Raw genomic sequence first — 23134 nt, 5'->3', positions numbered from 1 at the left:
AATCTGCCCCCGTCAGGTGCTGCTGGACGCGCATTTCTCCAGGATTCGCCCGGGTAACGGGGGCGCTCGAGCTGCCGCCCCAGCCACGCCCAGGTGCGCCCGGTCCTGGTCGAGAAGCCCGGCTCCGACGCTTGAGGTGGGAACGAGATCCTCAAGCGGGATCAGCGACGTGCCAGGCACGCCAGGCGTTGGCGAAGGCGCGGGGATGCCCGAGAGCGCCTGGTGGGGCCCGCGAGGTCCCGGTGACGGCCAGCGGTGTCCCCGTTCACCCCCCCGAAAATCCTTGGTGAGGGTCGACTATCAGTAACGAACGTTGGCGAGCTGACGATTGTGTCACCAGGCGACGACGCCCTGGCGGCTGGGCTGTAGGGAGCCGACCTGCAGCGATCCCATAGTGATGTCGCTGGCTTCCGGGTTCGGGAAGCCCGCGAGTTCGGCGGGCCTGCCGTCGACGGACGCCTCGAGGCTGAACTTCAGGGTGTTGCCCGCAGCGCAGTCACTGCTGCCTTTGTCGCAGGTCGTCCACTTGATGCCGGCCCACGCGGACCCCTCCGGCTGGACCGTGGTCGGGGTCGGCGGGCCGGGCTGGTCGACCGTCTCGGTGTCCACGTCGACGACCTTGTTGGCGGCGTTGACCAGGGAGATGTGGACCCAGCCGTCGACCCTGCAGGCGTCAGGGCCGACATTCGTCAGTCGTACGAGCGCCACGTTCTCGGCATGCGGCTGCGCGGTGATGACGGCCGACATGTCCTCGGTCCGGCACGCGGCGACCGGGTCCGCCCTGGGAGACGGAGAGCCGGAAGAGGGGGCCGACGTGGAGGCGGTGGGGGGCGAGCTGACTGTGGGGACCGGGGACGAAGGAGGGGCGGACGGCGCGGTCGAGCCGCAACCTGTTGCGGCAGCAGCGACGCCGACTATCGGGAGCAGGCGTAGCGCGAGGCATGAGAAGGAGCGCATGTCGAATCCCTCCGTTGATCTGTCGGCTTTACGAACCATGCCCATCCGCCTGTGGGCTGATCGTCGGGACGTCCCGCCACGCCGTGCCGGCGCGACGCACGGCCTTGGCGGCCAGTTCTCGCACCAGTTGCTCAGAGCTGTCGGCGTTCTCCCATCCCGTGTCGGTGACCACGACGATCATGTCGCCGGCCCGCGCCACGGCCGCGTAGTCGCTGACAGTCGAGGGCTCCCCGTCGCCGTAGCTGAGCTTCTCGTCGATCCGGACGAGCAGTGACTCATCTCCGGCGATGTCGCTGCCGATCACGGTCCACCGTCGATCGCCTTCGGCAAGACTGCCTGGACAACGCTGGAGCGCCTCCTCGACATCGTCGAACTGGTCGGCTGCGCCGCCTCGCGCGTGCCGGCCCACGAACTCGACGATCACGGTGGGAGTCGCCCCGGTCGTGGCCGGCTCCACGAAGAAGGACACCGCCACCGCCGCTGTGCGGGATTCGTCGCTGGGGTACGTGTCCTCGGTGCCGCACGGCCGCAGTGGCCGCAGGTGCCCGCGGTCCCCGTCCTCCATCGGTTGCGGCTCGGCGCCGCGCACGTCGGATGGCTGCAGAAGCGCGCTGGCTGGTATGCCCGACGGGGCAGACGTGGCCGCCGAGGACGACAAGCCTGGGCTGGGCGGACCGCCGGAGCCGGACGCGTTGACGGGTCGGGTCGGCGAGTCCGTCGAGGAACCGCCCTCGTCGTTCGAGGCGCACGCGGCAAGCGGTACGGCGGCCACCAGCAGGGCGCAAGTGAAGCGGGACAGACCGTGGAGCACGGGGTGCGTGACAGGCATGATGCCCCTTCCCGGGTTGGCCCGCGACGCGTCTCGGGTGTTCGGGGTGGACTGGAAGGTCTGCGCCGCGACGTGGTGACGGCATTACCCCGACCGAGGGAGAACCCACGGTTCCCGTGCGCTTGTCATCGGATCGACATGTGCCGGGCCGCTCGTCCGACCACCGGCTGTCGGCGTCGTCCGGTCCGGGGCCTGCGCGGTCGCAGGACCCGCCTTCTCGCTTGGCCTGGTCCGGGTTGCCGCTTCCGCGCTGACGAGCGAAATCTCCGGTACCCGGTACTACTGCCTAGCGGTATGCGGTGCTACGGCATAGCGGTACCCGGTGGTGCCAGATACCGGATGGAGGAGCCGCGATGGAAGATCTGGCCGAGATGCTGAAGGGCACGCTCGAAGGCTGTGTGCTCGAAATCGTCGCTCGTGAGGAAACCTACGGGTACGCCATCACCCGCCGCCTCAACGACCTCGGTTTCGCCGACGTCATCGACGGCACGGTCTACACCATCCTGTTGCGCCTGGAGCGCAACGGGCTCGTCCAGGTGTCGAAGCGACCGTCCGAGGTGGGCCCGCCGCGCAAGTTCTACACCCTCAACGACGCCGGGCGCAGGGAGCTCGCCACGTTCTGGGCCAAATGGCAGTACGTCTCCTCGCGGATCGACAAACTCAAGGAGGGCGCGGCATGAGCTTCTGGGAAACGATCACGGGAAGTGACCTGACCCGGGAATGGAAGGCGTTCTAAGGCCGGGCGCAGGCGTTGCCGGCCGACTATCGGGCCGCGTGGCGGCAGATCGTGGCTCACCTCTTCCCGTACGGGAGCTTCACGGGCCGCAACCTGACCCCGATCGCCGACGCCGCTCTCGGGTTGCTCGAGGAGGCCGCCGCCGCCGGGCAGCGCATCGACGAGGTGCTCGGCGACGACATTGCCGGCTTCTCGACGGCGGTGGTCGGCGGCGCGGGGGCCCGCGACCGCCGCGACCGGTGGCGGGAGCAGTTGAACCGGAACGTCGCCCGTGAACTGGCCCGGCTGGGAGACTGACATGGGAATCCAGGACATCATCGAGGGCAGGAGGCAGTGGCGGGCGCACGTCGCCCGGGTCAGGGCGCTCCCGTCCGACTATCGGATCGTCTACCAGGAGATGCGGCGTTACCTGTTCAAGGTCGGGCCGATCGACCTGCTCGACGGGGGCCTGCTCCCTGGAATCGTCGACTTCTTCGAGGAGGGCGTCGCGGCCGGCAAGGGCGTCCTGGCGGTCACGGGCGCCGACGTCGCCGCGTTCTGCGATGACCTGATCAGGGACTCGCGCACCCATGCCGACGTCTACCAGGAGTCCCTCACCCGATAGCTCCAGCGATGTGTATACGGGTAATTGTGCGTATAGGCGGTCATGCCCCCAACAAGACCATCTAGGCGCCCGACGACGACTGCCGTTCTTTCAGCGCGCCCGGGGGCCATCGCACCGCGGCCCTCAGGCGGGTGACGACCGGCTTTCGGGTGGCCCCGAGGGAGACGAGTCGGTCGATCTCGCAAAGAGGCAGCACTGATCCCGAAAAAGGCCTTTCGTATCGGTGGTCATAGGTTGACACGCCGTTTCCGGAAAGCTTCGCATTTCGCAGAGCCGGTGTTGCCCACCCAAAGCCGATCATCGGCGAGCAAGGCTTTTGCATTTAGTTTCTTCGATTTATGATGTGGGTCTTGACTTCATTCGAGGAGGCAGCATGCGCAGGTCACGTCGCCGTATCGTCCAACTCGCCGTCGTCGCCGTGGTGGCCGGCCTGGGCCTGATCGGCACCGTCGTACCCGCCCAGGCCAAAGGGATGATCGTCTACGTCTCCTACTACAGCGACGCCACGTACACCAACCACGTCGGCGGCTCGACCTTCAGCGACTGCCCCGGCGACCCCAGCTACCACTGGGGCTCCTACACCCCGTTCTACCTGATCGACGAGGAGCCCTGCCCCTGAACCGTCGGCGCGGGTTGATCGACCGGTTGCCCCCCCCCACGGTGATGCGGTTCGCGGGCAAGCCGGGGCGCGGATCGTCGAACCACCGAACTCGAACGTGAGGTGGGTCTACCTCGTCCCGCGCAACCCGGCGCCGAACACCGACAGTCGATGACCACGCCAGGACCACGGGATTCGAGGAGGAGCGAACCCGCCGGTTCGATTCCGTCAGGCGGCTCAGCGAGCGGCCCTGACCAGGGGTAAGTCCTGGTCAGGGCCGCTCGCTCATTGATGCCGGTTCGAATCGGCCCTCGGCAGCGGCTTCGACAAAGGTCCTAGGCTGCGTCGCGCCGACGCCGGCCCGACCGGTAGGTCATCGCCATCAGCACCGCGCCGAGGCCGATCATGGCCAGGGCGACGGTGGCGTAGCTCGCGCTGTCGGTTCCGGTGACGGGCAGGATGCCCTTACCGACCGTGAGCTTTGCCGAGGCAGGAGCACCGGGGCCGGTCTCGACCGAGGTGGCGGCTGTGGTGTTGACCTTCTTTCCGGTGGTCCTGCCGGTGACGTTCACCGACACCGTGCAGGTCCCGTCGGGCGACAGGGTCGCCCCGGTCAGGCTGATGCTGCTGCCACCGGCAGTTGCGGTGACCGTGCCGGAGGCGCAGGTGGACTGCGCCGCGGCGGGAGTGGCGACCACCAGCCCGGCAGGGAGGTTGTCGACGAAGCCGACACCGGTCAGCGGCACACTTCCGTTGGGGTTGCTGAGAGTGAAGCTCAGCCTCGTCGTCCCGCGGAGGGCGATGATGGCGTCCCGGAAGGCCTTGGTGATCGTCGGTGCGGCGACAGCCCCGACGATGATGCTCGCCGAGGCGGTGGCGCCCGGGCCGCTCTCGTTCGAGTCGACCGGGCTGCTGGTGTTGACCTTCGTCCCGCTGGTGGTGCCGGTGACGTTCACCGAGAAGGTGCAACTTCCACCGGCCGGCAGGGTCGCGCCGGTCAGGCTGATGCTGCTGCCAGCGGCGGTCGCCGAGATCGTGCCTCCGCCGCAGGATCCGGTCAGGCCGTTGGGGGTGGCCACCACCAGGCCGGCGGGGAGGGCATCGGTGAAGGTGACGCCGGTCAACGCCGTGCCGGAGTTGGGGTTGGTCAGGGTGAAGCTCAGCGACGTCGTCCCGCCCGCCGGAATGATCGCGTCCCCGAACGCCTTCGCGATCGTGGGTGGGGCGACGACCGCCGCACCGACCACGACGCTTGCCGAGGCGGGGGCGCCCGGGCCGCTCTCCGTCGAGTCGACCGGGCTGCTGGTGTTGACCTTCGTCCCGCTGGTGGTGCCGGTGACGTTCACCGAGAAGGTGCAACTTCCACCGGCCGGCAGGGTCGCGCCGGTCAGGCTGATGCTGCTGCCAGCGGCGGTCGCCGAGATCGTGCCTCCGCCGCAGGATCCGGTCAGGCCGTTGGGGGTGGCCACCACCAGGCCGGCGGGGAGGGCATCGGTGAAGGTCACGCCGGTCAACGCCGTGCCGGAGTTGGGGTTGGTCAGGGTGAAGCTCAGCGACGTCGTCCCGCCCGCCGGGATGGTCGCGTCCCCGAACGCCTTCGCGATGGTCGGCGGCGCGACGGGAGCGGCGCAGAACGGTCGGGTGATCGTGTTGTTGATCAGGGTGACGGCCCCGTTGCGGGCCAGGACCCGCCCGGCGACGGTTGCCCCCTCGCCCAGCGTCGCCGACTGCAACGCCAGTATCGTCCCGACGAAGACGGTTCGGGTGTTCAGCGTCGCCGAACTGCTGACCTGCCAGAACACGTTGCACGGCTGGGCGCCGTTGATCAGGCTGACCCGACTGTCGACGGCGGTGATCAGGTCCGATCCCGCCTGGAAGATGAACACCGAGTCGGGATCGTTCTGCCCGTCGAGGGTGACGGTGCCGGTCAGCGACATGGTGGCCGGTGACGTGTACACCCCAGGGACCAGGGTCTGGCCGCCGAGGTCGGCGCTCACGATACTGGTCGTGGGCTCCGCCGCCGCAAAGTTGTACGCGGTGGTCAGGTCGGACTGGGCCTGCATCGCCTGGACGTCACCGACGTGGATCGCGCCGTTGACCACGGGAGCGCCGGTGACCGACGTGCCCGGCCAGACCCCCAGGTCCCCGTTGATGGTCGAAGGACCGACCGGGGGCGGGACGTCGGTGACCGCCTGACCGGCCAACACCCCGTAGGTCTCTGCGGTACCCAGCGGGACCGCGGTCTGGGCCGAGGCCGGTGAACCGACGAGCCCGACCATCATCGTCGTGGCTGCGACGGCCCCCACCATCACCAACGCGGTAGGCCGACGGCGTACGCCACACGCGCGAGCCAAGCGAATCATCGACACTGAACTTCCCCCGCCAATCAAGATCTTGTCCCCGGCAGGAGGCCGAGCACACACGTCGTCAGCTCGCGCCCTGCCGGGTGACGAGCGCCCGAACACTCGTTGACAAGATAGCTGCGCCAAACGGACTAAGGCGCATAAACCAGAACAAATTACCGCCGGTGGGCCGGACCCATCAGGGAAGCGTCGCCGCAGAATCGCGGCCCTGAACGGCAGACATGCCGATCAGGGCCGTGCGTCGATCGGGTGATCTCGGTGACCCGACACGGGCGTTCCACCGGCGCCGGGACGAGCAGCCAGCCGCCGACCTCGTCCGCGAGCCGGGGGACCGCCGTCCCGATCTCCAGACCCATCCGGATCGCGAACGCGGTCTCCACCGGGTCGTGCCCGTGGACCTCCCGCCAGAGCAGCGGAATCTCCGCGCCGCCCACCCTGGCGCCGACCTCCGGGGAGGCGCACGAGCCGGTGTCGGCGTCCAGGAACATGTCGAGGTGGAAGACCAGCGGCAGATCCGAGAGCGCGCATGACCCGAAGCGCGAAGTCGGCGACGACCCGGCTGATCTCCGGGTCGCTCTCCTCCTCCGTCGCCATCAGGAACTTGTCCCGGAACGGCAGCAGATGGTCCACGCGGGGGCGTCGTCGGGCTCCGGCATCGTCATGGCGTGTGACCTGTCGTCGGATCGTTCCCGGGCACCCGGGTCGGCACACTCGCATCGACGGTCACCGGGATGCCCACCTCGCACTCGACGGTCCTCGCGGGTGGTCGGGCGCGGCGTCTCAGCACGAGCCAACCCCCGATCGCGACGAGCAGGCCCAGCCCTCCGACGGAGGCGAAACCGGCTCCGGCGCCACCGGCTTCGAAGGCCGCCCCGGCGACCGGCGCGCCTACCGAGCTGCCGGCGCTGAGCACGGCGCCGTAGCTGCTCATGGCCACCGCCTGGTGGCCGGGCGCCTCCTGAGTGACGGCGTTCGCCGTGGCCGCGAACGCCGGCGCCACCAGCGCCGCGGCCGGGGCGATCGCCAGGGCGAGCAGCCACCAGCGTGACCCCACCAACCCCAGCGGCATGGTGGCCAGCGCCAGCAGACCGATCACCAGGGGCACCGGGAGACCCCGGGGCAGGGTGCCGTACAGCAGCCCGCCGGCCAGCGAGCACACCGCGCACCAGAAGAGCACCAGCCCGGTCCAGTCGAGCTGGTCGGTGGACCGCAGCGCGCCGACGACGACGACCTCGTACCCGGTGACGATCGCTCCGGCCGCCAGGGAGCAGGCGAGTACGGCGACCATCCGCGCGGTCAGCCAGCTCCGCCGTGCCCCGGCCGCCCGGGGCGTCGTCCCGCCGGCCGTCGGGGTTCCCTCGATCCTGGGGTTGGCCACGGTCAGGGCGCCGCAGCTCAGCGCCAGGGCGACGGCGAGACTGGTCAGCGCGCCGTCGGTCGTGGTCAGCGAGACGGCCAGGATGGCCAGGGGCGGGCCGATCATGATCGAGAGCTCGGTGATCATCGAGTCCACCGCGAAGGCGGTGTGCCGGCGCGCCTGCGGGACGAGTCCGCCGATGGCCAGCCGGACCACGGTGGAACCGGAGACCAGCAACAGTCCGGACATGGCCGCGCCCACCGCGAAGACCCGGAACGACAGGTGCGGGGCCAGCCCCCAGAACACGCCCTGCGCCAGGGTGACGACCGCCAGGACCGGCCGCAGCCCGTACCGCTGGATGAGCCGGCCCTGAACGGGCGCGCCGACGGTGACGCCCGCCGTCCACGCCGCGATGACCAGGCCCGCCTGCCCGTAGCCGCGGCCCAGCCCGGTCGCCACGTGCAGGGTGAGGATGATCGGGATCGCCACGACCGGCAGCTTGGCCAGCAGGCCGAGCGCCATGACCAGGGGGAAACCCCGGACGGCGAACACCTGCCGGTACTGGTCGAGCCGTGCCTTCGACGCCGCCAAGAGTCCTCCCTGAGGGGCCGGCCGCACCTTCCGCTGTGGACTGTCGGCGCCCGTCGGCGACGCAGGCTACGCCGCTTCCGGGCGCGGGACGGCGCCGGGTCAGGCGAGGACGGCGGCGAGCGCCTCGACGCCGAAGTCGATCTCGTCCCGGGTGATCACCAGCGGCGGCGCCACCCGCAGGCTGGAGTGGTAGTCCTTGCACAGCACGCCGCGTTCGAGCAGCGCCCCGGAGATCTCACGTCCGGACCGGCCGCCCCCGGCGATCCGTACGCTGGCCCACAGGCCGCGCCCCTGGACCTCGGCGACACCCGCCAGCTCGGAGAGCCGGGCCTGCAGGTACGCGCCGAGTTCCCGGGACCGTTCCTGGAACTCCCCGGTCGCCAGCAGCCGCACCACCGCGCGGCCGACGGCGCAGGCCATCGGGTTTCCGCCGAAGGTCGAGCCGTGCTCGCCGGGTCTGAGCACGCCGATGACGTCGGCCCGACCGACCACGGCGGACACCGGCAGGATCCCGCCGCCCAGCGCCTTGCCCAGGGCGTACAGGTCCGCGCGGACGCCCTCGTGGTCCAGCGCCAGGGTCGCGCCGGTGCGGGCCAGACCGGACTGGACCTCGTCGGCGACGAACAGGACGCCGCTGTCGTCGCAGAGCTGGCGCACCTCGGCCAGGTAGCCCTTCGGCGGGACGACCACGCCGGCCTCGCCCTGGATCGGCTCCAGCAGGACCGCCGCGGTGTTCCCGTTGACCGCCGCGCGCAGCGCGTCGATGTCGCCGTACGGCGCGACCCGGAAGCCCGGGGTGAACGGCCCGAAGCCGTCGCGGGCCTCCGGGTCGGTGGAGAACGACACGATCGTCGTCGTACGGCCGTGGAAGTTGTCGCCGGCGACCACGATCTCGGCGGCGCCGTCCGGCACGCCCTTGACCTGGTACGCCCACTTCCTGGCGATCTTCAGGGCCGATTCGACGGCCTCGGCGCCGGAGTTGGCGGGCAGCACCATCTCGGTGCCGGTCAGCTCGGCCAGCTCCTGGCAGAACGGCCCGAACTGGTCGTGGTGGAACGCGCGGCCGGTCAGCGTCAGCCGGTCGAGCTGCGCTGTGGCCGCCGCCACGAGGGCCGGGTGCCGGTGGCCGAAGTTGAGCGCGGAGTACCCGGCGAGGAGGTCCAGGTAGCGCCGGCCGCGCAGATCGGTCATCCAGGCGCCCTCGCCGTGGCTGAGCACCACGGGCAGGGGATGGTAGTTGCGCGCGCTCCAGCGATCGACGACGGCGATGTGGTCGTCCGGCGTCAGGTGGTCGTTCATCGCGGGCTCACCCTCTCGGTGGTCGTGCCGCCGGTGGCGGACGGATGGTCGACCCCCGCGGACCCGTCCAGGTGCGAACGTAGTCCGGCGGCCCGGCACGGTCGTCCGCGTGGTGATTACCGTCGGCGCGGCAGAACGGCGCGTCGGTGTACGCGCCGGGTAATCCTGGCGCGGACGCGCCCGACCGGAGAGCGACCGTAGCGTCGTCACGACGCCTCGGAGCGTCGCGCGCCCGACCCGACCCCGGTAGGAAGGGACCCAACTCGATGAGCCTGGTCGACGTGCACACGGAGTGGGATCCGCTGGAAGAGATCATCGTGGGGACCATGGCGGGCGCGCAGATGCCACTCGCGGACCGGAGCCTGCTCGCCACCGAGTACCCGGACATCGAGGACCCGCGACAGATTCCGACCGGCCCGTACCCGAGCCACCTGGTCGAGCAGACCGAGGCGGAGCTCGAAGAGCTGGTCGACCTGCTCACCGGCCTCGGCGTGACCGTGCGGCGGCCCGGCGGGCGCGACCACAAGGCCATGGTGTCCACGCCGGACTGGAGCACCGACGGCTGCTACGACTACTGCCCCAGGGACGGGTTCCTCGCGGTCGGCGACACGATCATCGAAACGCCGATGGTGCTGCGGTCCCGGTTCCTCGAAGGGTTCGCCTACAAGGACCTGTTCCTGGAGTACCTCGAAAGCGGCTCGCGCTGGCTGTCGGCGCCCAAGCCGCAACTCGCCGACAGCATGTACGAGCCGACCGCGCCGGAGGGGAAGCGGTTGCAGAACCTGGAGCCGGCCTTCGACGCGGCGAACGTGCTCAGGTTCGGTACGGATCTGCTCTACCAGGTCTCCGACAGCGGCAACCTGCTCGGCGCCCGCTGGTTGCAGGCGGCGCTCGGCGACCGGTACACCGTGCACGCGTGCGAGGGCCTGTACGCCTCCACCCACATCGACTCGACGATCGTGCCGCTGCGGCCCGGGCTCGTCCTGGTGAACCCGGCCCGGGTGAACGACGACAACCTGCCGGACTTCCTGCGGGGCTGGGACCGGATCGTCTGCCCGGAGCTGGTGGACATGGGGTACGTCGGCGACCACCCGAAGTCGTCGATCTGGATCGGGATGAACTTCCTGGTGGTCGCGCCCGGCAGGGCCATCGTGGACAAGCGGCAGCCGGGGCTCATCCGGGAGCTGGAGCGCCACCGGGTCGAGGTGATCCCGGCGCAGCTCACCCACTCCCGGACGCTCGGCGGTGGCTTCCACTGCGTGACGCTCGACGTGCGCCGCAGGGGAGAGCTGGCGACGTACCGGTAGCCCGCCCCGCCGACCGGCGGTCGCGGCGCGGACCGATCCGGCGAAGCGGCGTAGACCGATCCGGCGGTCGCGGCGCGGACCAGGGCGGTGACCATGGATCCGACTCACGAAGGGCGTGGCTGAGAATGTCGTCGAGCTTCGGTGGACACAGGACGCGGGTGGCGCTCGTCGACGCGTACTCGATGGGTCGTCACCTGCTGCCCGCGCTGGGCCGGCACGACGTGGAGTGCTTCCACGTCCGGTCCCCGGCGCCCGACGTCCACCTGGCCAAGCTGCCGGTCCCCGACGGTTTCGCCGGTGACGTGCGCCATGACGGCGACGTCGCGGCCACGGCGGCCGTGTTGCGCGGGCACGGGGTCGACCACGTGGTCGCCGCCGGGGAGTCGGGCGTGGAACTGGCCGACCGGCTCGCCGCGGAGCTCGGCGCCCCGGGCAACGGCATGAGCCGACCGACCGCCCGCCGCAACAAGTACGACATGGTGCTGGCGTTGCGGGCCGCCGGGCTCGACCACGCCGCCACGATCGTGTCCGCCGACGCCGACGAGGTCGTCGCGTGGGCCGAGCGGACCGTGGGCTATCCGGTCGTCCTGAAGCCGGTCGCCAGCGCGGGCACGGACAACGTGGTGGCCTGTTCGTCGCCGGAGCAGGTGCGGGCCACGCACGAGAAGATCCTCGCCAGCACCGACCGGCACGGGAAGCCCAACACGGTGGTGCTGGCGCAGGAGTTCCTGGCCGGCGACGAGTACTTCGTCAACACGGTCAGCCGGGACGGCCGGCACCACACCGGCGAGATCTGGCGGTACCACAAGATCCGGTCCGCGGCGGGGAACATCATCTACGACTACGACGAGCCGCTGGCCCCGGAGGATCCGGTCGCCCGGACGCTGAGCTCCTACACCCACCAGGTGCTCGACGCCCTGGAGGTCCGGAACTGGGCCGCGCACACCGAGGTCATGATGACCGAGCGGGGGCCGGTGCTCGTCGAGTGCGCCGCGCGGTTCGGCGGCGGCCAGGTTCCGGAGCTGAACACGCGCTGTTTCGGCACCAACCAGGTCGAGCTCTTCACCCAGGCGGTGGTGGACCCGGAGGCGTTCAACCGCCTGCCCGGCATCGTCTACGAGCTCTTGGCGCACGTGCGCGACGTGTCGCTCATCAACTCGCGGGAGCAGGGCATCGTCCCCTCGCACGGGACGATGGCCGCCATCCGGGCGTTGCCGTCGTACGCCCACACCCTGATGGCGCATCCGGAGGGGCATCCGATTCCCCGGACCGTCGACGTCGCGACGCAACCGGGCTGGGTGTTCCTCGTCGCCGAGGATCCGGAGGTGATCCGCGCCGACTACCGGACGCTGCGGCAGATCGAACGCGACTACCTCTACGACGGCCAGCCCGATATCGGGTGAACCGTTCCTTCGGGCTTATCATGGCAAAATGGCATGCCGGATAACCGAACTGGTCCTGGACGCACGTGACCCCGAACTGTTGGCGAGGTTCTGGTGTGAGGTCCTGGGCTATGTGGAGCTGGAGCGTGACGACGGGGACATCGAGATCGGACCGCCGGACGTCGGCTTCGGCGGACCACAACCGACGATCGTCCTCAACCGGACCGACCGCCCCAAGACCGGCAGGCTGCGCCTGCACTTCGACGTGAACGCCACCGACCGGGACCAGGACGACGAGTTGGCGCGGCTGCTCGCGGCCGGCGCCCGCCGGGTCGACATCGGGCAGACCGGCGACGAGCCGTGGCACGTGCTCGCCGACCCGGAAGGCAACGAGTTCTGCCTGCTGAGGCAGCGGGTGACGACGGGCGACGGCGGTGGCTCCCGGCGATCCGTCCGATCTCGTCCTTGAGGTCAAGCACGCTTGAGGTTCTACGGTCGGTACGTGCTGCCGACCGAGACGAAGGAGCGGGCGTGACGATCAGGGAGTACTCGCGGGAGGAGTTGGCCGCCGCGCCCATCGGGGCGTGGACCGGTGAGGCGTACCGCCGGGTGGTGGGCGCGATCCGGGCCGAGCTGGCGGTGGAGGACCTGACCCAACCGCACTGGTGGACGCTCAACCACGCGGCCGGACGCCCCGGCAGGTGGACCCGGCCGGAGCTGGTGGAGCGACTGGCGCCGTACGAGGATCTGGGGATCGACTTCGACGGCGTCTTCGACGACCTGGTCGCCCGGGGCTGGCTGACCGAGGACCTGACCGGCGACGCCGGCGGGATGACGTTGACCGAGTCGGGGGAGGCCGGGCGGCTCCGGGCCTGGGCACGCCTCCGTCCCGTCCTCGACCGGGCACACGAGGGCGTCGACACGGACGACTTCGTGACCACGATCAACGTACTGCGGCGGATCGTCGCGAACCTGGGCGGCGACGGCGACCTGCCGGACTGACCCGGGCGCGCCCCCCGGTGCTGCCGTCCACTCCTCCGGCGGGCGGCCCGGCGTCAGGAGGCGCGGCTTGTCAACCGCGCCAGGCGTCGACGTGCGCGTCGAGGTACTCGGCCGTCGCCAGCCAGTAGGGGCCGTCCTCCCGCCAGATCCGGGCCCACGGCTGGCGCTGTCGTTCGTGGCCGTCGCGCAGCAGGTCGTACATGGCCCGGGCGCGGCGGCCCAGCATGGTCGCCAGGGCCGGCCGGTCGGCCTCGTCGAGACCGTACCCGTCGACGAAAGCGCGCAGCCGCGCCGCCGACTCGGCGACCGGCCGGTCCGCCCGCAGACCGGCCATGCTCTGCGCGGCGTAGGCGAGATCCCAGAGCCGGGAGCCGGGCGCGGCGGAGTCCCAGTCGATCAGCACCCAGCCGCGACCGGGGGACCGGACCAGGTTCCACGGGGCCACGTCGTGGTGGCAGACCAGCTCCTCCCGGTCCGGCCTGATGACCTGGTTCCACACCGCGCCGGGCGGCGGCACGAAGCCCGCCGTCGCCTCGTGCAGCTCCGCCAGCATCCGGCCGATCGCACGCAGCTCCGCCGGCGGGTACGTGCCGGACTCCGGCCCGAGCTCACCGGGGACGTACTCCAGCACCTGCCGGCCCTGCCCGTCCCGGCCCAACGGGCGGGGGGCCGCCTCGAAACCGGCCGCGTGCAGGTGCCGGAGCAGGGCGTCGACGCTGTCGGTCCACGGGCCGGCGGGGCGGCGCACGGTGTCGCCGACCCGCACCACTCCGCTCGTGACGTTGCCGGGCAACGGCTCCTCGTCGGTCACCGCCGATCGCCCCGGTGCGCGGCGTCGAGGCGGGCGAGGTCGTCGGGGCTGAGCCGCAGCCCGCCGGCGGCGACCACGTCCTCGTGCTCGCCACCGCCGAAACCCGCCGCGCCACCCGCGCCGGCCAGGGCGAAGAACGGCACGAAAGCGACGCCCTGTTCGCCGCAGGCGCGCACGAACTCGTCCTGTTCCGGCCGGACGTTGGACAGGCCGAGGTGGCGGATCGCGCCGAACCCGACGCGGTTGACGGTGAGGTCACCGAGGGTCCACGTCCCGGCGGCCGCCGCGTTGATCGCTGTGGTCGTCATACCGTCGAGTCTTCCAGAAACCGCCCGTACCGAGGAAACGGCAATATCAAAGAATGGACGCGTCGGCCGGCGATCTGAAAGGATCCCGAGTCAGGGGGGGTGCGGAGTTTCCAATGACCGAAAGGAATGCCGTGCTACGTCGAATCCTCGCCGTCGTCGCCCTGGCCGCCGTCCCGTTGCTGTTCACCCCGAACGCAATTCCCGCGTACGCGAACGCGGCCCCGCAGGAAGTCGTCGTGAACGGGAACGGCGCTCCGGCGACGCTCAGCCTGGACGGGACCTGGGCCTGCTCCGTGCCGAGCGGCTACACCTGGGACATCGTGGAGCCCACGGGCGCCTGCGGCTCGCTCAACTACCGGTACCGGCTGCGGACCCCGGTCACCGGCCTGTGGGCGTGCCACATCCCGTTCGGCTGGTCGTACGACTCGCTCCGTTCCACCAGCGCCTGCGGCACGACCGGCCCGTACCAGTACCGCCTGGTGGGCTGAGCGTTCCTCTTTCGACTCCGATCCGGCCGGCGGTGGCTCACCACCCACAATTCTGGTGCGCCGCCGTCGACCGCACGGCACAATTCCGGAAATGTTGATCGATCGCTGGCCGCTGCTCGGTCTGCGGGTGAGGACCTCCCGACTGGAGCTGCGACTGCCCACCGAGGGTGAGCTGGCCGAGCTGGCGGACGTGGCGGCGGGAGGCGTCCACGAGCCCGACCGTCGACCGCTGCTGGTGCCCTGGACCGACGCCCCGCCGGCCGACCGGGCCCGGGACGTGGTCCAGCGGCACTGGCGGCGGCGCGGCAACTGGACCCCGGAGTACTGGACGCTCGAACTGGTCGTCTTCGCGCAGGGCCGCCCGGTGGGGTTGCAGGAGGTGCAGGGCCGGGAGTTCCGGGTGCGCCGGGAGGTCAGCACCGGCTCCTGGCTGGGGCTGGCACACCAGGGGCAGGGGATCGGCACCGAGATGCGGGCCGCCGCGCTGCACCTGGCCTTCGCCGGGCTCGGCGCGGAGCACGCCACCACAGCGTCGTTCGTCGACAATCCCGCGCCGCTCGCGGTCTCTCGGAAACTCGGGTACCAGCCGGACGGGATCAGCCGCGACACCCTGCACGGTCAGCCGGTCGTCTCCCAACGGTTACGCCTGACCAGGGCCGACTGAGAACGAGCGGACCGCGTGTCCGCCACCGTGGACGGTCTGGAGCCCTGCCTGGCCATGTTCGGCCTCGGCTGAGCCGCCGGGCACTCCTGGCCATGGCGGCCGGCGCCGTGGGCACCTCGACATGGCCACGGCCGCCACTCCGCCCGCTTGACGTCACCGTGAGTGATGCCTGGCTGAAGTAAGGATTCCGCAGTGCTTCCTTTGCTCTGCACTCATGCACGCGCCAGGCACGGTAGGTAGTTGCCCGTTTCCGCACCTGGCGGTCCGTCGTGGGCGATTTCCCAGCTCAACACCGGTGGTGCAAATTTGGGTGCAAAGCAAAGTCTCGGCCGGGCATCTCGTCGTTCGGCCGAGACTCGCTCTCGGTGATGATCTGTGGTGGCCCAGTGGTCGGCGCGGGTCAACACGAAACGTAGTGTCCGCGCCTGAGCTGCCACCGCAGCAACCTCCTCGGCCACGCGGCAACCGTGCCCGGCAACTGCGGGACGCCGGGGTGGGGCGTCCATCCACTCCCATTTCCCTGAGACGGGGGTGTCGTCGCTCGGCGACACCCCAGTTTCAGGAATGTGGAGCGGGGCGCGGGCGGCTCGGCGGGGCTGTCGGGCAATTCGTCCATGGTGGGAAGGATCGGCAGGGCGGGAGCCCCTGCGGGTTTGATCGTGGTGGCAAGTGGTCCCCGGAAGGGCCAGAAGCAGCCACGATCAGCTTCGAGCCCTGCTCACTTCTCCGCGACGAACACCCCTCGACCTGGACGGCCCACCAGAATGCCCTGCTCGCGCAGGGTGGCCACCGCTCGGCTGATCGTGGACTGGGAGACGTCGTACTCGTGGGCGAGTTTGCGGCCGGACGGTAACTGGGAGCCCGGCGGGTAGGTTCCGTCCTTGATCCGGCTCAACAGGCTGTCGAGCAGCTCGTCCATGGTGGGGGGAATCGGCACGGCAGGGCCCCTTGCGGTCTGGTTGGCCCCGCCAGTATCAGCGCGCGCTCCAGCCATAGCCAACATATCTAAAGCTGTCGACATAGGTGGCAGTGCTGAGTCGGTGACAATCAAGACTCGTTGACATAGGTGACTCGGTATTGTTACCGTCACTCCTGGTGATGCGGCGTTCCTGCGGATTGGTTGGCGCCTCTCGGGTCGGCTCGTGTCACTGACCACGTGCGTGCCCCTGAGCTGGGTGTTCGGCCTCTTCCCCCGGTCGGCTCCCGGTCCCGGGGCGGGCTCTGTCGTCGTACCGCCGGTCGTGGCTGCGACGGCAGGGCGGGGGTGTCCCTGCCGGACCCGAACCAGCAGGGGCACCCCCACGTCTAGGAAACACCACTTTTGCGAACATCACCTGACTTCTGGAAGGCGGTCACCCATGCGCGCGCTCCTGCGCCGGCTCCAGGGCCGGCACCGCCCACGCCCCCCGGCCACGGACGACACCTGGTATCCACCACTCTCACCGGAGCGCATCCGGACCCGTCGATTCACCCCGCGCCGCCGAGGGGTCGACCCGGACGAGATCGCCGCGTTCCTCGGGCGGGTCGCCGACGAGCTGGCCGTCGCCCAGACCGCGCTGGACGCCGTACGCGAGGAGAACGCCCGGATCAAGAACGCGCTGCGCGACTGGCAGTCCCACCATTCCGCCCGGCGGTGGGAGCTGGTCCGATGACGACCGGTGCCCGGGGCGAGTCGGGCAGCGCGGCGCGGAACGGGCGCTGGGTGATCCACCTGCCGATCGTGGCGCCCGACCTGAGCCGGGCGCGGGTGTTCGCCCGCACCGCCGTACGGGCGCTCGCCCTGGTCACGCCGAGTGTGGACGCCGGTGAGGTGACGGTGTCCGAGGAGGACGCGCAGGGCGTACGGCACCGGGTCTTCTGTGACCGGCGACTGGCCGACGGCGGCCGGTGCGCCCTGCCCACCGACCACCGCGTGCCCTGCCTGGCCCGGCGGCGACGGCCGAACCAGGCCCGGCACCGGTGACCAGCGGGAAGGCGGCCAGCCGGTACCGGTGACCGGGCGGGACGGAGGGTCAGTACATCGTCTTGACGTAGTCGGGGCCGTAGTGGCGTTCCAGGTCGGCCAGCGCCACCTCGGGGGCTTCGGTGGCCTTGACGATCCCGGCCCGGGACGGCAGGGCGTCCGGGTGCCAGGTCTCCGGCTGCCACAGCTCGGAACGCATGAACGCCTTGGCGCAGTGGTAGAACATCTGCTCGATCTCGACCACGACGGCGAGTCTCGGCCGGTGGCCCTTGACCACCATGCGGTCGAACCAGGGCGCGTCCCGCACCAGCTTCGCCCGGCCGTTGATCCGCAGGGTGTCCGTGCGGCCGGGGATCAGGAAGATCAGCCCGACGTGCGGGTTCGCCAGGATGTTCTGGAAGCCGTCGACGCGGCGGTTGCCGGGGCGGTCCGGGATGGCGATCGTCGAGTCGTCCAGGACCAGCACGAACCCGGGCGGGTCACCCTTGGGCGAGACGTCGCAGGCGCCGTCCGCGCCGGAGGTGGCGATCAGGCAGAACGGCGAGGCGGCCAGCCAGCGCTTGTCCATCTCGTGCAGGACCCGCCGGTCCTTGTTCGCCGACCTGGCCGCGGGCACGCCGATCAGATCGCGTAGCTCCTCGGTCGAGGTGATCTCCGTCGTCACGTTGTCCTCCCCCGTGCGTTGACCCCCATGACGGGACGCCTTCGCCAGGGTACGGGACTTCGGGCACGGCGAGGTTTGCCGAACAGGGGCGGGGGAAGCTCTGACGAGAAAACGCGCGTCCACGCAGGGCGGTTGCCGAGCACGTTCGATCCGATGACCCGGGAGGCCAGATGGAGAGCCGACTGAAGGTGCTGGGGCACCCCGTACACCCGATGCTGGTGATGTTCCCGTTCGGCCTGCTGGTGACCGCGGTCTTCTTCGACGTGGTGGACACCCTCGGCGGCCCCGGCGTCCTCGGCGACGTGGCCTTCTGGAACATCGGCGTCGGTCTGGTGATGGGGGTGCTCGCCGCCGCCGCCGGGGCGTTCGACCTGCTCGCCATCCCGGCCGGCACCCGGGCCAAGCGGGTGGCGCTGCTGCACGCCGCCGCCAACCTGGCGGTCATCCTGCTCTTCGCCGCCGTCTGGGTGGTCCGGTTCAACGCGGACTCGCGGGCGGCCGGCGGCGCGCTGATCGCGATCGAGGTGGTCGCGGTGGCGCTGCTCGGCATCAGCGGGTGGCTCGGCGGCGAGCTGGTGGACCGGCTGGGCGTCGGGGTCGACCGGGACGCCGACCTGAACGCGTCGAGCTCGCTGCGCCCGTCGGCGACGGCCGACCGGGTGGGCGGTGAGGTCCGGTGAGCGAGCAGGCGGGCGGCTTCGGTCGGAGCGGCTGGCGGGACCGGCACCCCGGGTGGGATCCGATGGGCGAGTTGCAGTCGCTGCGGGCCGAGCTGAGCCGGCTGGTCGGTGGCCGTTCCGGGCCGCCCGAGGTCGAGCTGACCGAGACCGCCGACGGGTGGGAGGTGCTGGTCCGGCTGCCCGGCGTGGCCCCGGAGGAGGTGGCCGTCGAAGTCGACGACCGGGAACTCTGCGTCCGGGCCCGCTCGGAGGCCGAGGTCAACGCCGACCACGGCATCCCCGGTGGGCTGGAGACCAGGGGTTTCGAGTACCGGGTGGACCTGCCGTCCCGGGTGGACCCGGACGCGATCGACGCGGTGATGGACCACGGCCTGCTCCGGGTCCGGCTGCCGAGGGCGGCCCGGCCGGCGCCCCGCACGATCACCGTCGGGCAGTTGCGGTCCGCGAACGGCAGCGTCCGCCGGGGTACGTCGCATCCGGTCGCCGACCCGGCGGCGGACCGGGAGCTGCACCACCCGGACGCCGGGACCGCCTCCGGTCCCGACCTCGACCAGATCGACCGGCCGTAGCGGCACATGGTCGCGCCGTCCCCGCCCGGATCGTCCCCGCCCGCGCCGTCCCCACACCCGCCGGTGGGCGGGCTGTGGCCGGTGGGCGGGCGGGTGCCGGACGTCGGGCGGATCGCCGTGCTGCGCGCCAACGCGCTCGGTGACTTCATCTTCGTCCTGCCGGCGCTGGAGGCGCTGCGGTCCGCGTACCCGGAGGCGGAGCTGGTGCTGCTCGGCGCGCCGTGGCACGCGGAGCTGCTGCGCGACCGGCCCGGCCCGGTGGACCGGGTGCTGGTGGTGCCCCCGGCCCCCGGCATCCGGGCGGCCGACCCGGCCGAGCCCGCGCCCGCCCTGGCGGAGTTCCTGGACACGGCCCGGCGGGAGCGCTTCGACCTGGCGCTGCAACTGCACGGCGGCGGGGCCAACTCGAACCCGATCGTCAGCGGGCTCGGCGCGCGGGTCACCGCCGGGCTGCGTGCCGAGGACGCGCCGCCGCTGGACCGCTGGATCCGGTACGTCTACTACCAGCACGAGGTGCTGCGGTACCTGGAGGTGGCCGCCCTGGTGGGCGCGCCGGCCACCAGCATCCTGCCGAGTTTCCCGGTCACCGACGCCGACCGGGCCGAGTCGCTGCGGGCGCTCGGCCCACCCACCCGCCCCCGGGTGGCCGTGCACCCCGGCGCGACCGACACCCGGCGACGGTGGCCCGCCGAACGGTTCGCCGAGGTGGCCCGGGAGCTGGCCGGCGACGGGTACGAGGTGCTGGTCACCGGCACCCCCGCCGAACGGGACCTGGTCGACCGGGTGGTCGCGGCGGCCGGCGTGCCGGTCCGCCCGCTGGTCGGCACGTTGAGCATCGGCGGGTTGGCCGCCTGCTACGCCGACTGCGTCCTGCTGGTCGCCAACGACACCGGGCCGCTGCACCTGGCGGCGGCGGTCGGCACGGCCACGGTCGGCGTGTACTGGGTCGGCAACCTGATCAACTCGGGGCATCCGCTGCGCGGCCGGCACCGCCCGATCGTGTCCTGGACGGTGCGCTGCCCGGTCTGCGGCGTCGACTGCACCCGGGGGCTCTACCCGGACCGCCCGGGCGACGGCGAGTGCCCGCACCGGGACTCCTTCGTCGCCGACGTGCCCGTGGTGGAGGTCGTGGCCGCCGCCCGCGAGCTGTCAGGCGGGGCGCGGGGCGTCGGGGGCGGCGAGCACCACCTCCCACGCCTCGACGTCGCGTTCGGTGACGGTGGTCGGTGACTCCAGGTGGTAGGCGCCGCTGGGCAGGACGCCGGCGCCGCCGTGGCGCGCCAGCACGGCGAGCTGGGCGGCCACGTCCTCGCCCTGGTGCCGCCGCGGCAGCCGTCGCCAGAAGTCGAAGCCGCCCGCCTCGACCAGCCGGGCCCGGTCGTAGAGCACACAACCACCGATCCAGGAGATCTTGTACGCCCGCCACGTGCCCGGCGGCAGGTCGAGCTTCTCGGTGACGTGCAGCAGGTTCGCCGCCGGGTGGATCGACGCGCGCTGCCACTGCGGGGTGTCCGGGCGTACCGTCTCGGGCACCGGCGGCCCGGTCCACTCCTCGTAGTGCCGGTGGGTCTCCGGGCGGACGTCGTCGACGTACGACAGACCGTGCACGGCGTTGCCGACGAACCCGCAGCCCAGCTCGTCGAGGGCGGTGACCAGTCGGGCCACGGCGCCCGGCTCCAGCCAGACGTCGTCGTCGAGGCAGAGCACCCGGCGGGCGGCCGAGCAGCCCAGCAGGTACGCCCGGTGCTCGGCCAGCCCGCGCCGGGGCAGCCGCCGGGTCAGCAGCACCGGATGACCCCGGTGGCGCAGCACCCGGACCATGGTGGCGACGGCCGGATGCCGGTACGCGGGCTCGCCGTCGGACTGGTCGCTCACCACCACCCCGAAGCCGGGCACACCCTCCTGGGCGGCCAGCCCGGAGAGGGTCACCGCCAGCTCGGCCGGCCGGTTCCGGGTGGGGATCAGCACGTCCAGCGCCCGTTCCCGACGGAACTCCTCAGACGTGCCGGCGTCGAGCGGGCGGCTCACGGCGTCTGCCCGGTCAGGAAGGGCCCCTTGACGCCGTTCCCGTTGGCGGACGGGTCCGCCGCTGGCCGAGCGGGGACCGGCGCGGGGTGGCCGTCGGGCGTCTGCTGGGCCCGGATCCGCTCGATGATCGCCGAGGTGGACCGGTCGGGGACGTAGCCGAGGGTGCGTACCCGGCCGCCGAGCCGACGGACCAGCGGGGCCTCCGGCACCATCTCGGGCGGGTAGTCGCCGCCCTTGACGTACACGTCGGGGCGGACCAGCTCGATCAGCGCGGCCGGCGAGTCCTCCTCGAAGACCACCACGTGGTCCACGCAGGACAGCGCGGCGAGCAGCGCGACCCGGTCCTCCACCGGGTTCACCGGCCGGTCCGGGCCCTTGAGCCGCCGTACGCTCTCGTCCGAGTTGACCGCGACCACCAGCAGGTCGCCCAGCTCGGCGGCCTGCGCCAGGTACCGGACGTGTCCGGGGTGGAGCACGTCGAAGCAGCCGTTGGTGAACACCACCGTCCGGTCGGCGCGCCGGTGCTCGGCGACGATGGCGGTGAGGTCCGCCCCGCCCACCAGCACCGGGCCGGCGGTGGACCCGGCCGGCCCGCCCAGCGCGGCGAGCAGGTCCTGCCGGCGGCAGACGCAGGTGCCGGTCTCCGAGACGGTGATGGTCGCCGCGAGCTGGGCGAGTTGGGCGGCCGTCGACAGTGGCGCGTCGGCGGCCAGCGCCAGGGTCATCGCGGCCAGGTACGCGTCACCGGCGCCCACCGCGTGACTGGCCGGCACGGGTGTGGTGTGGCTGCGCCGGGGCTCGCCCTCCGCCCCGCCGACCACCGCGCCCTCGGTGTCCAGGGTCACCGCCACGACGTCCGCCCCGGTGTGCGCGCGCAGCTCGGCCAGGCGGGACTCGGCGAGCGCCACCCGGTCCGGGCCGTACCCGGTGGTCACCGCGACGGGCCCGGTGGTCACCGCCGCGGCCTCCTCGCCGGGGGTCGGCTCGCCGACCGGCCCGACCAGGGGCAGCCCGTGCACCCGTACGTCGGCGTGCCGGGTGCCGGGGGCCGCGCCGACCACCAGCTCGGACGGGCCGTCCGGCGGATCAGGATGGTCGAAGTGCAGGTCACCGGCGCCGACGACGGCGGTGGCGGCGCGGGCGAGCAGCCTGGTCGCCTCGGCGAAGCTCGGGGTGACCACGGTCGGGGCGAGGCCCCGCCAGTCGGCGAGGTCGTGCGCGTCCAGGGCAACCGTGGCGAAGCGTTGCCGGTTGGTGACCAGCCAGGCGCGGATCGGGGCGGCGAGCGCGCCGAGACCGTAGTCGCAGATCACCAGCGTCGGCGCGACGCCGTCGGCGGCGGCCCGCAGCTCCTCGATCGCGCACTCCACCGCCGTGATCAGTCGGGCCGCCCCGTCGTCGGTGAGCGGCTCCTCGGGGTTGCCGGAGTCCTCGCGGAGCAGGATCTGGTTGCCGGCGAGCATCCGTCGCTTGATCGGGGTGGGGCGACCGTACTGGTTGACCGTCCGGTCCCAGACGCCCGCGCGGTCCAGGCAGTCGTGCAGCTCGTCGCCGGCGACGTCCGCGCCGACCGGGGCGACCAGCGCGGCCAGTCCGCCGAGGGCGGCCAGGTTCACCGCCGTGTTCGCCGCGCCGCCGGCCGCCGAGATCCGTCGACGGAGGGTGAGCACCGGCGCGGGCGCTTCCCGGCAGAGCCGGTCGGATTCGGCGAACCGCCACTCGTCGAGCATGGCGTCGCCGATGACCAGGACGGGTCGTCCCCGCCAGCCGTCCACGACGGTGGCCAGCCGGCGCTGTTCCGCTGCTGCTCCTGCCATACCCTGCGGGATCCCCGCGCCCCCGCGGGTCAAACCCGGGCCCGCGCCGGCCCGCCGGTGAGCGGGAGCACGTCGCGTTTCGCCCCATCCAGCACGGGAACACCAGAGAACAGCAGA

At 71.8% G+C, this 23134-nt stretch carries 27 protein-coding genes; 15 read left to right on the top strand and 12 right to left on the bottom strand.

All coding sequences use genetic code 11. From position 1 onward, the window contains the following. Window positions 1-333 precede the first annotated feature (333 nt). The gene (locus tag O7606_RS16715) at window positions 334-957 is read right to left on the bottom strand and encodes a DUF4232 domain-containing protein (protein WP_281594962.1); all 624 of its coding nucleotides are present in this window, start codon (window positions 955-957) and stop codon (window positions 334-336) included. A gap of 28 nt (window positions 958-985) precedes the next feature. Then, window positions 986-1786 carry a hypothetical protein gene (locus O7606_RS16710; RefSeq protein WP_281594961.1) on the bottom strand — a complete coding sequence of 267 codons (801 nt, stop codon included), beginning with the start codon at window positions 1784-1786 and terminating at the stop codon, window positions 986-988. Between the two features lie 353 nt (window positions 1787-2139). On the opposite strand from O7606_RS16710, the gene O7606_RS16705 reads away from it, so the two are divergent. The 4 genes from O7606_RS16705 to O7606_RS16690 all read left to right on the top strand — a co-directional run bounded on the left by O7606_RS16705 (window position 2140) and on the right by O7606_RS16690 (window position 3745). After that, window positions 2140-2466, top strand: a complete 327-nt coding sequence (locus O7606_RS16705; RefSeq protein ID WP_281594960.1) for a PadR family transcriptional regulator — start codon at window positions 2140-2142, stop codon at window positions 2464-2466. A 71-nt stretch (window positions 2467-2537) separates the two neighbouring features. Continuing rightward, window positions 2538-2819 carry a DUF1048 domain-containing protein gene (locus O7606_RS16700; RefSeq protein WP_281594959.1) on the top strand — a complete coding sequence of 94 codons (282 nt, stop codon included), beginning with the start codon at window positions 2538-2540 and terminating at the stop codon, window positions 2817-2819. 1 nt (window position 2820) lies between these two features. Continuing rightward, window positions 2821-3126, top strand: coding sequence for a DUF1048 domain-containing protein (locus O7606_RS16695; protein ID WP_281594958.1), 306 nt, complete (start codon window positions 2821-2823; stop codon window positions 3124-3126). A gap of 373 nt (window positions 3127-3499) precedes the next feature. Then, window positions 3500-3745 carry a DUF6289 family protein gene (locus O7606_RS16690; RefSeq protein ID WP_281594957.1) on the top strand — a complete coding sequence of 82 codons (246 nt, stop codon included), beginning with the start codon at window positions 3500-3502 and terminating at the stop codon, window positions 3743-3745. Between the two features lie 314 nt (window positions 3746-4059). Here the strand turns inward: O7606_RS16690 and O7606_RS16685 are convergent, their stop codons facing one another. From O7606_RS16685 to rocD, 4 genes are all read right to left on the bottom strand, one after another. Further along, window positions 4060-6033 (bottom strand): ice-binding family protein, encoded by a 1974-nt coding sequence (locus O7606_RS16685; RefSeq protein ID WP_281594956.1) that lies wholly within the window; start codon window positions 6031-6033, stop codon window positions 4060-4062. A gap of 209 nt (window positions 6034-6242) precedes the next feature. After that, window positions 6243-6575 (bottom strand): hypothetical protein, encoded by a 333-nt coding sequence (locus O7606_RS16680; RefSeq protein ID WP_281594955.1) that lies wholly within the window; start codon window positions 6573-6575, stop codon window positions 6243-6245. 170 nt (window positions 6576-6745) lie between these two features. Then, window positions 6746-8035: an MFS transporter gene (locus O7606_RS16675; RefSeq protein ID WP_281594954.1), complete on the bottom strand. Its 1290-nt coding sequence runs from the start codon at window positions 8033-8035 to the stop codon at window positions 6746-6748. A gap of 99 nt (window positions 8036-8134) precedes the next feature. Next, window positions 8135-9334, bottom strand: coding sequence for an ornithine--oxo-acid transaminase (gene rocD, locus O7606_RS16670; RefSeq protein ID WP_281594953.1), 1200 nt, complete (start codon window positions 9332-9334; stop codon window positions 8135-8137). Between the two features lie 266 nt (window positions 9335-9600). Here rocD and O7606_RS16665 point away from each other — a divergent pair, with 266 nt between their 5' ends. The 4 genes from O7606_RS16665 (at window position 9601) to O7606_RS16650 (ending at window position 13025) form a co-directional block, all read left to right on the top strand. Continuing rightward, a complete protein-coding gene (locus O7606_RS16665) occupies window positions 9601-10641 on the top strand; it encodes a scyllo-inosamine-4-phosphate amidinotransferase (protein ID WP_281594952.1) in 1041 nt (346 codons plus the stop codon). Between the two features lie 158 nt (window positions 10642-10799). Beyond that, the gene (locus tag O7606_RS16660) at window positions 10800-12044 is read left to right on the top strand and encodes an ATP-grasp domain-containing protein (RefSeq protein ID WP_281594951.1); all 1245 of its coding nucleotides are present in this window, start codon (window positions 10800-10802) and stop codon (window positions 12042-12044) included. A 28-nt stretch (window positions 12045-12072) separates the two neighbouring features. Continuing rightward, window positions 12073-12492: a VOC family protein gene (locus O7606_RS16655; protein WP_281594950.1), complete on the top strand. Its 420-nt coding sequence runs from the start codon at window positions 12073-12075 to the stop codon at window positions 12490-12492. A gap of 62 nt (window positions 12493-12554) precedes the next feature. Then, the gene (locus tag O7606_RS16650; protein ID WP_281594949.1) at window positions 12555-13025 is read left to right on the top strand and encodes a hypothetical protein; all 471 of its coding nucleotides are present in this window, start codon (window positions 12555-12557) and stop codon (window positions 13023-13025) included. A 70-nt stretch (window positions 13026-13095) separates the two neighbouring features. On the opposite strand, the gene O7606_RS16645 is transcribed toward O7606_RS16650, so the two are convergent. Further along, complete coding sequence (locus O7606_RS16645; protein WP_281594948.1) at window positions 13096-13836, bottom strand: phosphotransferase; 741 nt, start codon at window positions 13834-13836, stop codon at window positions 13096-13098. Continuing rightward, window positions 13833-14144, bottom strand: a complete 312-nt coding sequence (locus O7606_RS16640) for a hypothetical protein (RefSeq protein ID WP_348651110.1) — start codon at window positions 14142-14144, stop codon at window positions 13833-13835. Before O7606_RS16640 ends, O7606_RS16645 begins: the two co-directional genes overlap by 4 nt. A 113-nt stretch (window positions 14145-14257) precedes the next feature. On the opposite strand from O7606_RS16640, the gene O7606_RS16635 reads away from it, so the two are divergent. Both O7606_RS16635 and O7606_RS16630 read left to right on the top strand, forming a co-directional pair. Next, window positions 14258-14632 (top strand): hypothetical protein, encoded by a 375-nt coding sequence (locus tag O7606_RS16635; RefSeq protein WP_281594947.1) that lies wholly within the window; start codon window positions 14258-14260, stop codon window positions 14630-14632. Between the two features lie 91 nt (window positions 14633-14723). Beyond that, window positions 14724-15296, top strand: a complete 573-nt coding sequence (locus O7606_RS16630) for a GNAT family N-acetyltransferase (RefSeq protein WP_281594946.1) — start codon at window positions 14724-14726, stop codon at window positions 15294-15296. Window positions 15297-16014: 718 nt separating this feature from the next. Here O7606_RS16630 and O7606_RS16625 read toward each other — a convergent pair. Then, entirely contained in the window at window positions 16015-16215 is a 201-nt protein-coding gene (locus tag O7606_RS16625) for a winged helix-turn-helix domain-containing protein (protein WP_281599717.1), read from the bottom strand. Window positions 16216-16654: 439 nt separating this feature from the next. Between O7606_RS16625 and O7606_RS16620 the strand changes: the two genes are divergently transcribed. Together O7606_RS16620 and O7606_RS16615 are read left to right on the top strand one after the other, a co-directional pair. Beyond that, window positions 16655-16948: a DivIVA domain-containing protein gene (locus O7606_RS16620; RefSeq protein ID WP_281594945.1), complete on the top strand. Its 294-nt coding sequence runs from the start codon at window positions 16655-16657 to the stop codon at window positions 16946-16948. After that, complete coding sequence (locus O7606_RS16615) at window positions 16945-17259, top strand: hypothetical protein (protein WP_281594944.1); 315 nt, start codon at window positions 16945-16947, stop codon at window positions 17257-17259. The genes O7606_RS16620 and O7606_RS16615 overlap by 4 nt, the downstream gene beginning before the upstream one ends. Before the next feature lie 49 nt (window positions 17260-17308). Here the strand turns inward: O7606_RS16615 and O7606_RS16610 are convergent, their stop codons facing one another. After that, the gene (locus tag O7606_RS16610; RefSeq protein ID WP_281594943.1) at window positions 17309-17923 is read right to left on the bottom strand and encodes a pyridoxamine 5'-phosphate oxidase family protein; all 615 of its coding nucleotides are present in this window, start codon (window positions 17921-17923) and stop codon (window positions 17309-17311) included. A gap of 170 nt (window positions 17924-18093) precedes the next feature. On the opposite strand from O7606_RS16610, the gene O7606_RS16605 reads away from it, so the two are divergent. The 3 genes from O7606_RS16605 (at window position 18094) to O7606_RS16595 (ending at window position 20402) form a co-directional block, all read left to right on the top strand. Then, on the top strand, window positions 18094-18603 hold the full coding sequence (locus O7606_RS16605; RefSeq protein WP_281594942.1) for a DUF2231 domain-containing protein: 510 nt from the start codon (window positions 18094-18096) through the stop codon (window positions 18601-18603). Beyond that, entirely contained in the window at window positions 18600-19172 is a 573-nt protein-coding gene (locus O7606_RS16600) for an Hsp20/alpha crystallin family protein (RefSeq protein WP_281594941.1), read from the top strand. The genes O7606_RS16605 and O7606_RS16600 overlap by 4 nt, the downstream gene beginning before the upstream one ends. Window positions 19173-19235: 63 nt before the next feature. Further along, window positions 19236-20402 carry a glycosyltransferase family 9 protein gene (locus tag O7606_RS16595; RefSeq protein WP_281594940.1) on the top strand — a complete coding sequence of 389 codons (1167 nt, stop codon included), beginning with the start codon at window positions 19236-19238 and terminating at the stop codon, window positions 20400-20402. Here O7606_RS16595 and O7606_RS16590 read toward each other — a convergent pair. After that, window positions 20322-21200 (bottom strand): glycosyltransferase, encoded by an 879-nt coding sequence (locus O7606_RS16590; RefSeq protein WP_281594939.1) that lies wholly within the window; start codon window positions 21198-21200, stop codon window positions 20322-20324. The genes O7606_RS16595 and O7606_RS16590 overlap by 81 nt on opposite strands. After that, on the bottom strand, window positions 21197-23017 hold the full coding sequence (gene rfaE2 / locus O7606_RS16585) for a D-glycero-beta-D-manno-heptose 1-phosphate adenylyltransferase (protein ID WP_281594938.1): 1821 nt from the start codon (window positions 23015-23017) through the stop codon (window positions 21197-21199). Before rfaE2 ends, O7606_RS16590 begins: the two co-directional genes overlap by 4 nt. Window positions 23018-23134 lie beyond the last annotated feature (117 nt).

The organism is Micromonospora sp. WMMD882 (genome assembly GCF_027497255.1).
Classification (GTDB): Bacteria; Actinomycetota; Actinomycetes; order Mycobacteriales; family Micromonosporaceae; genus Micromonospora.
This window is presented reverse-complemented; position numbering and strand designations above follow the sequence as displayed.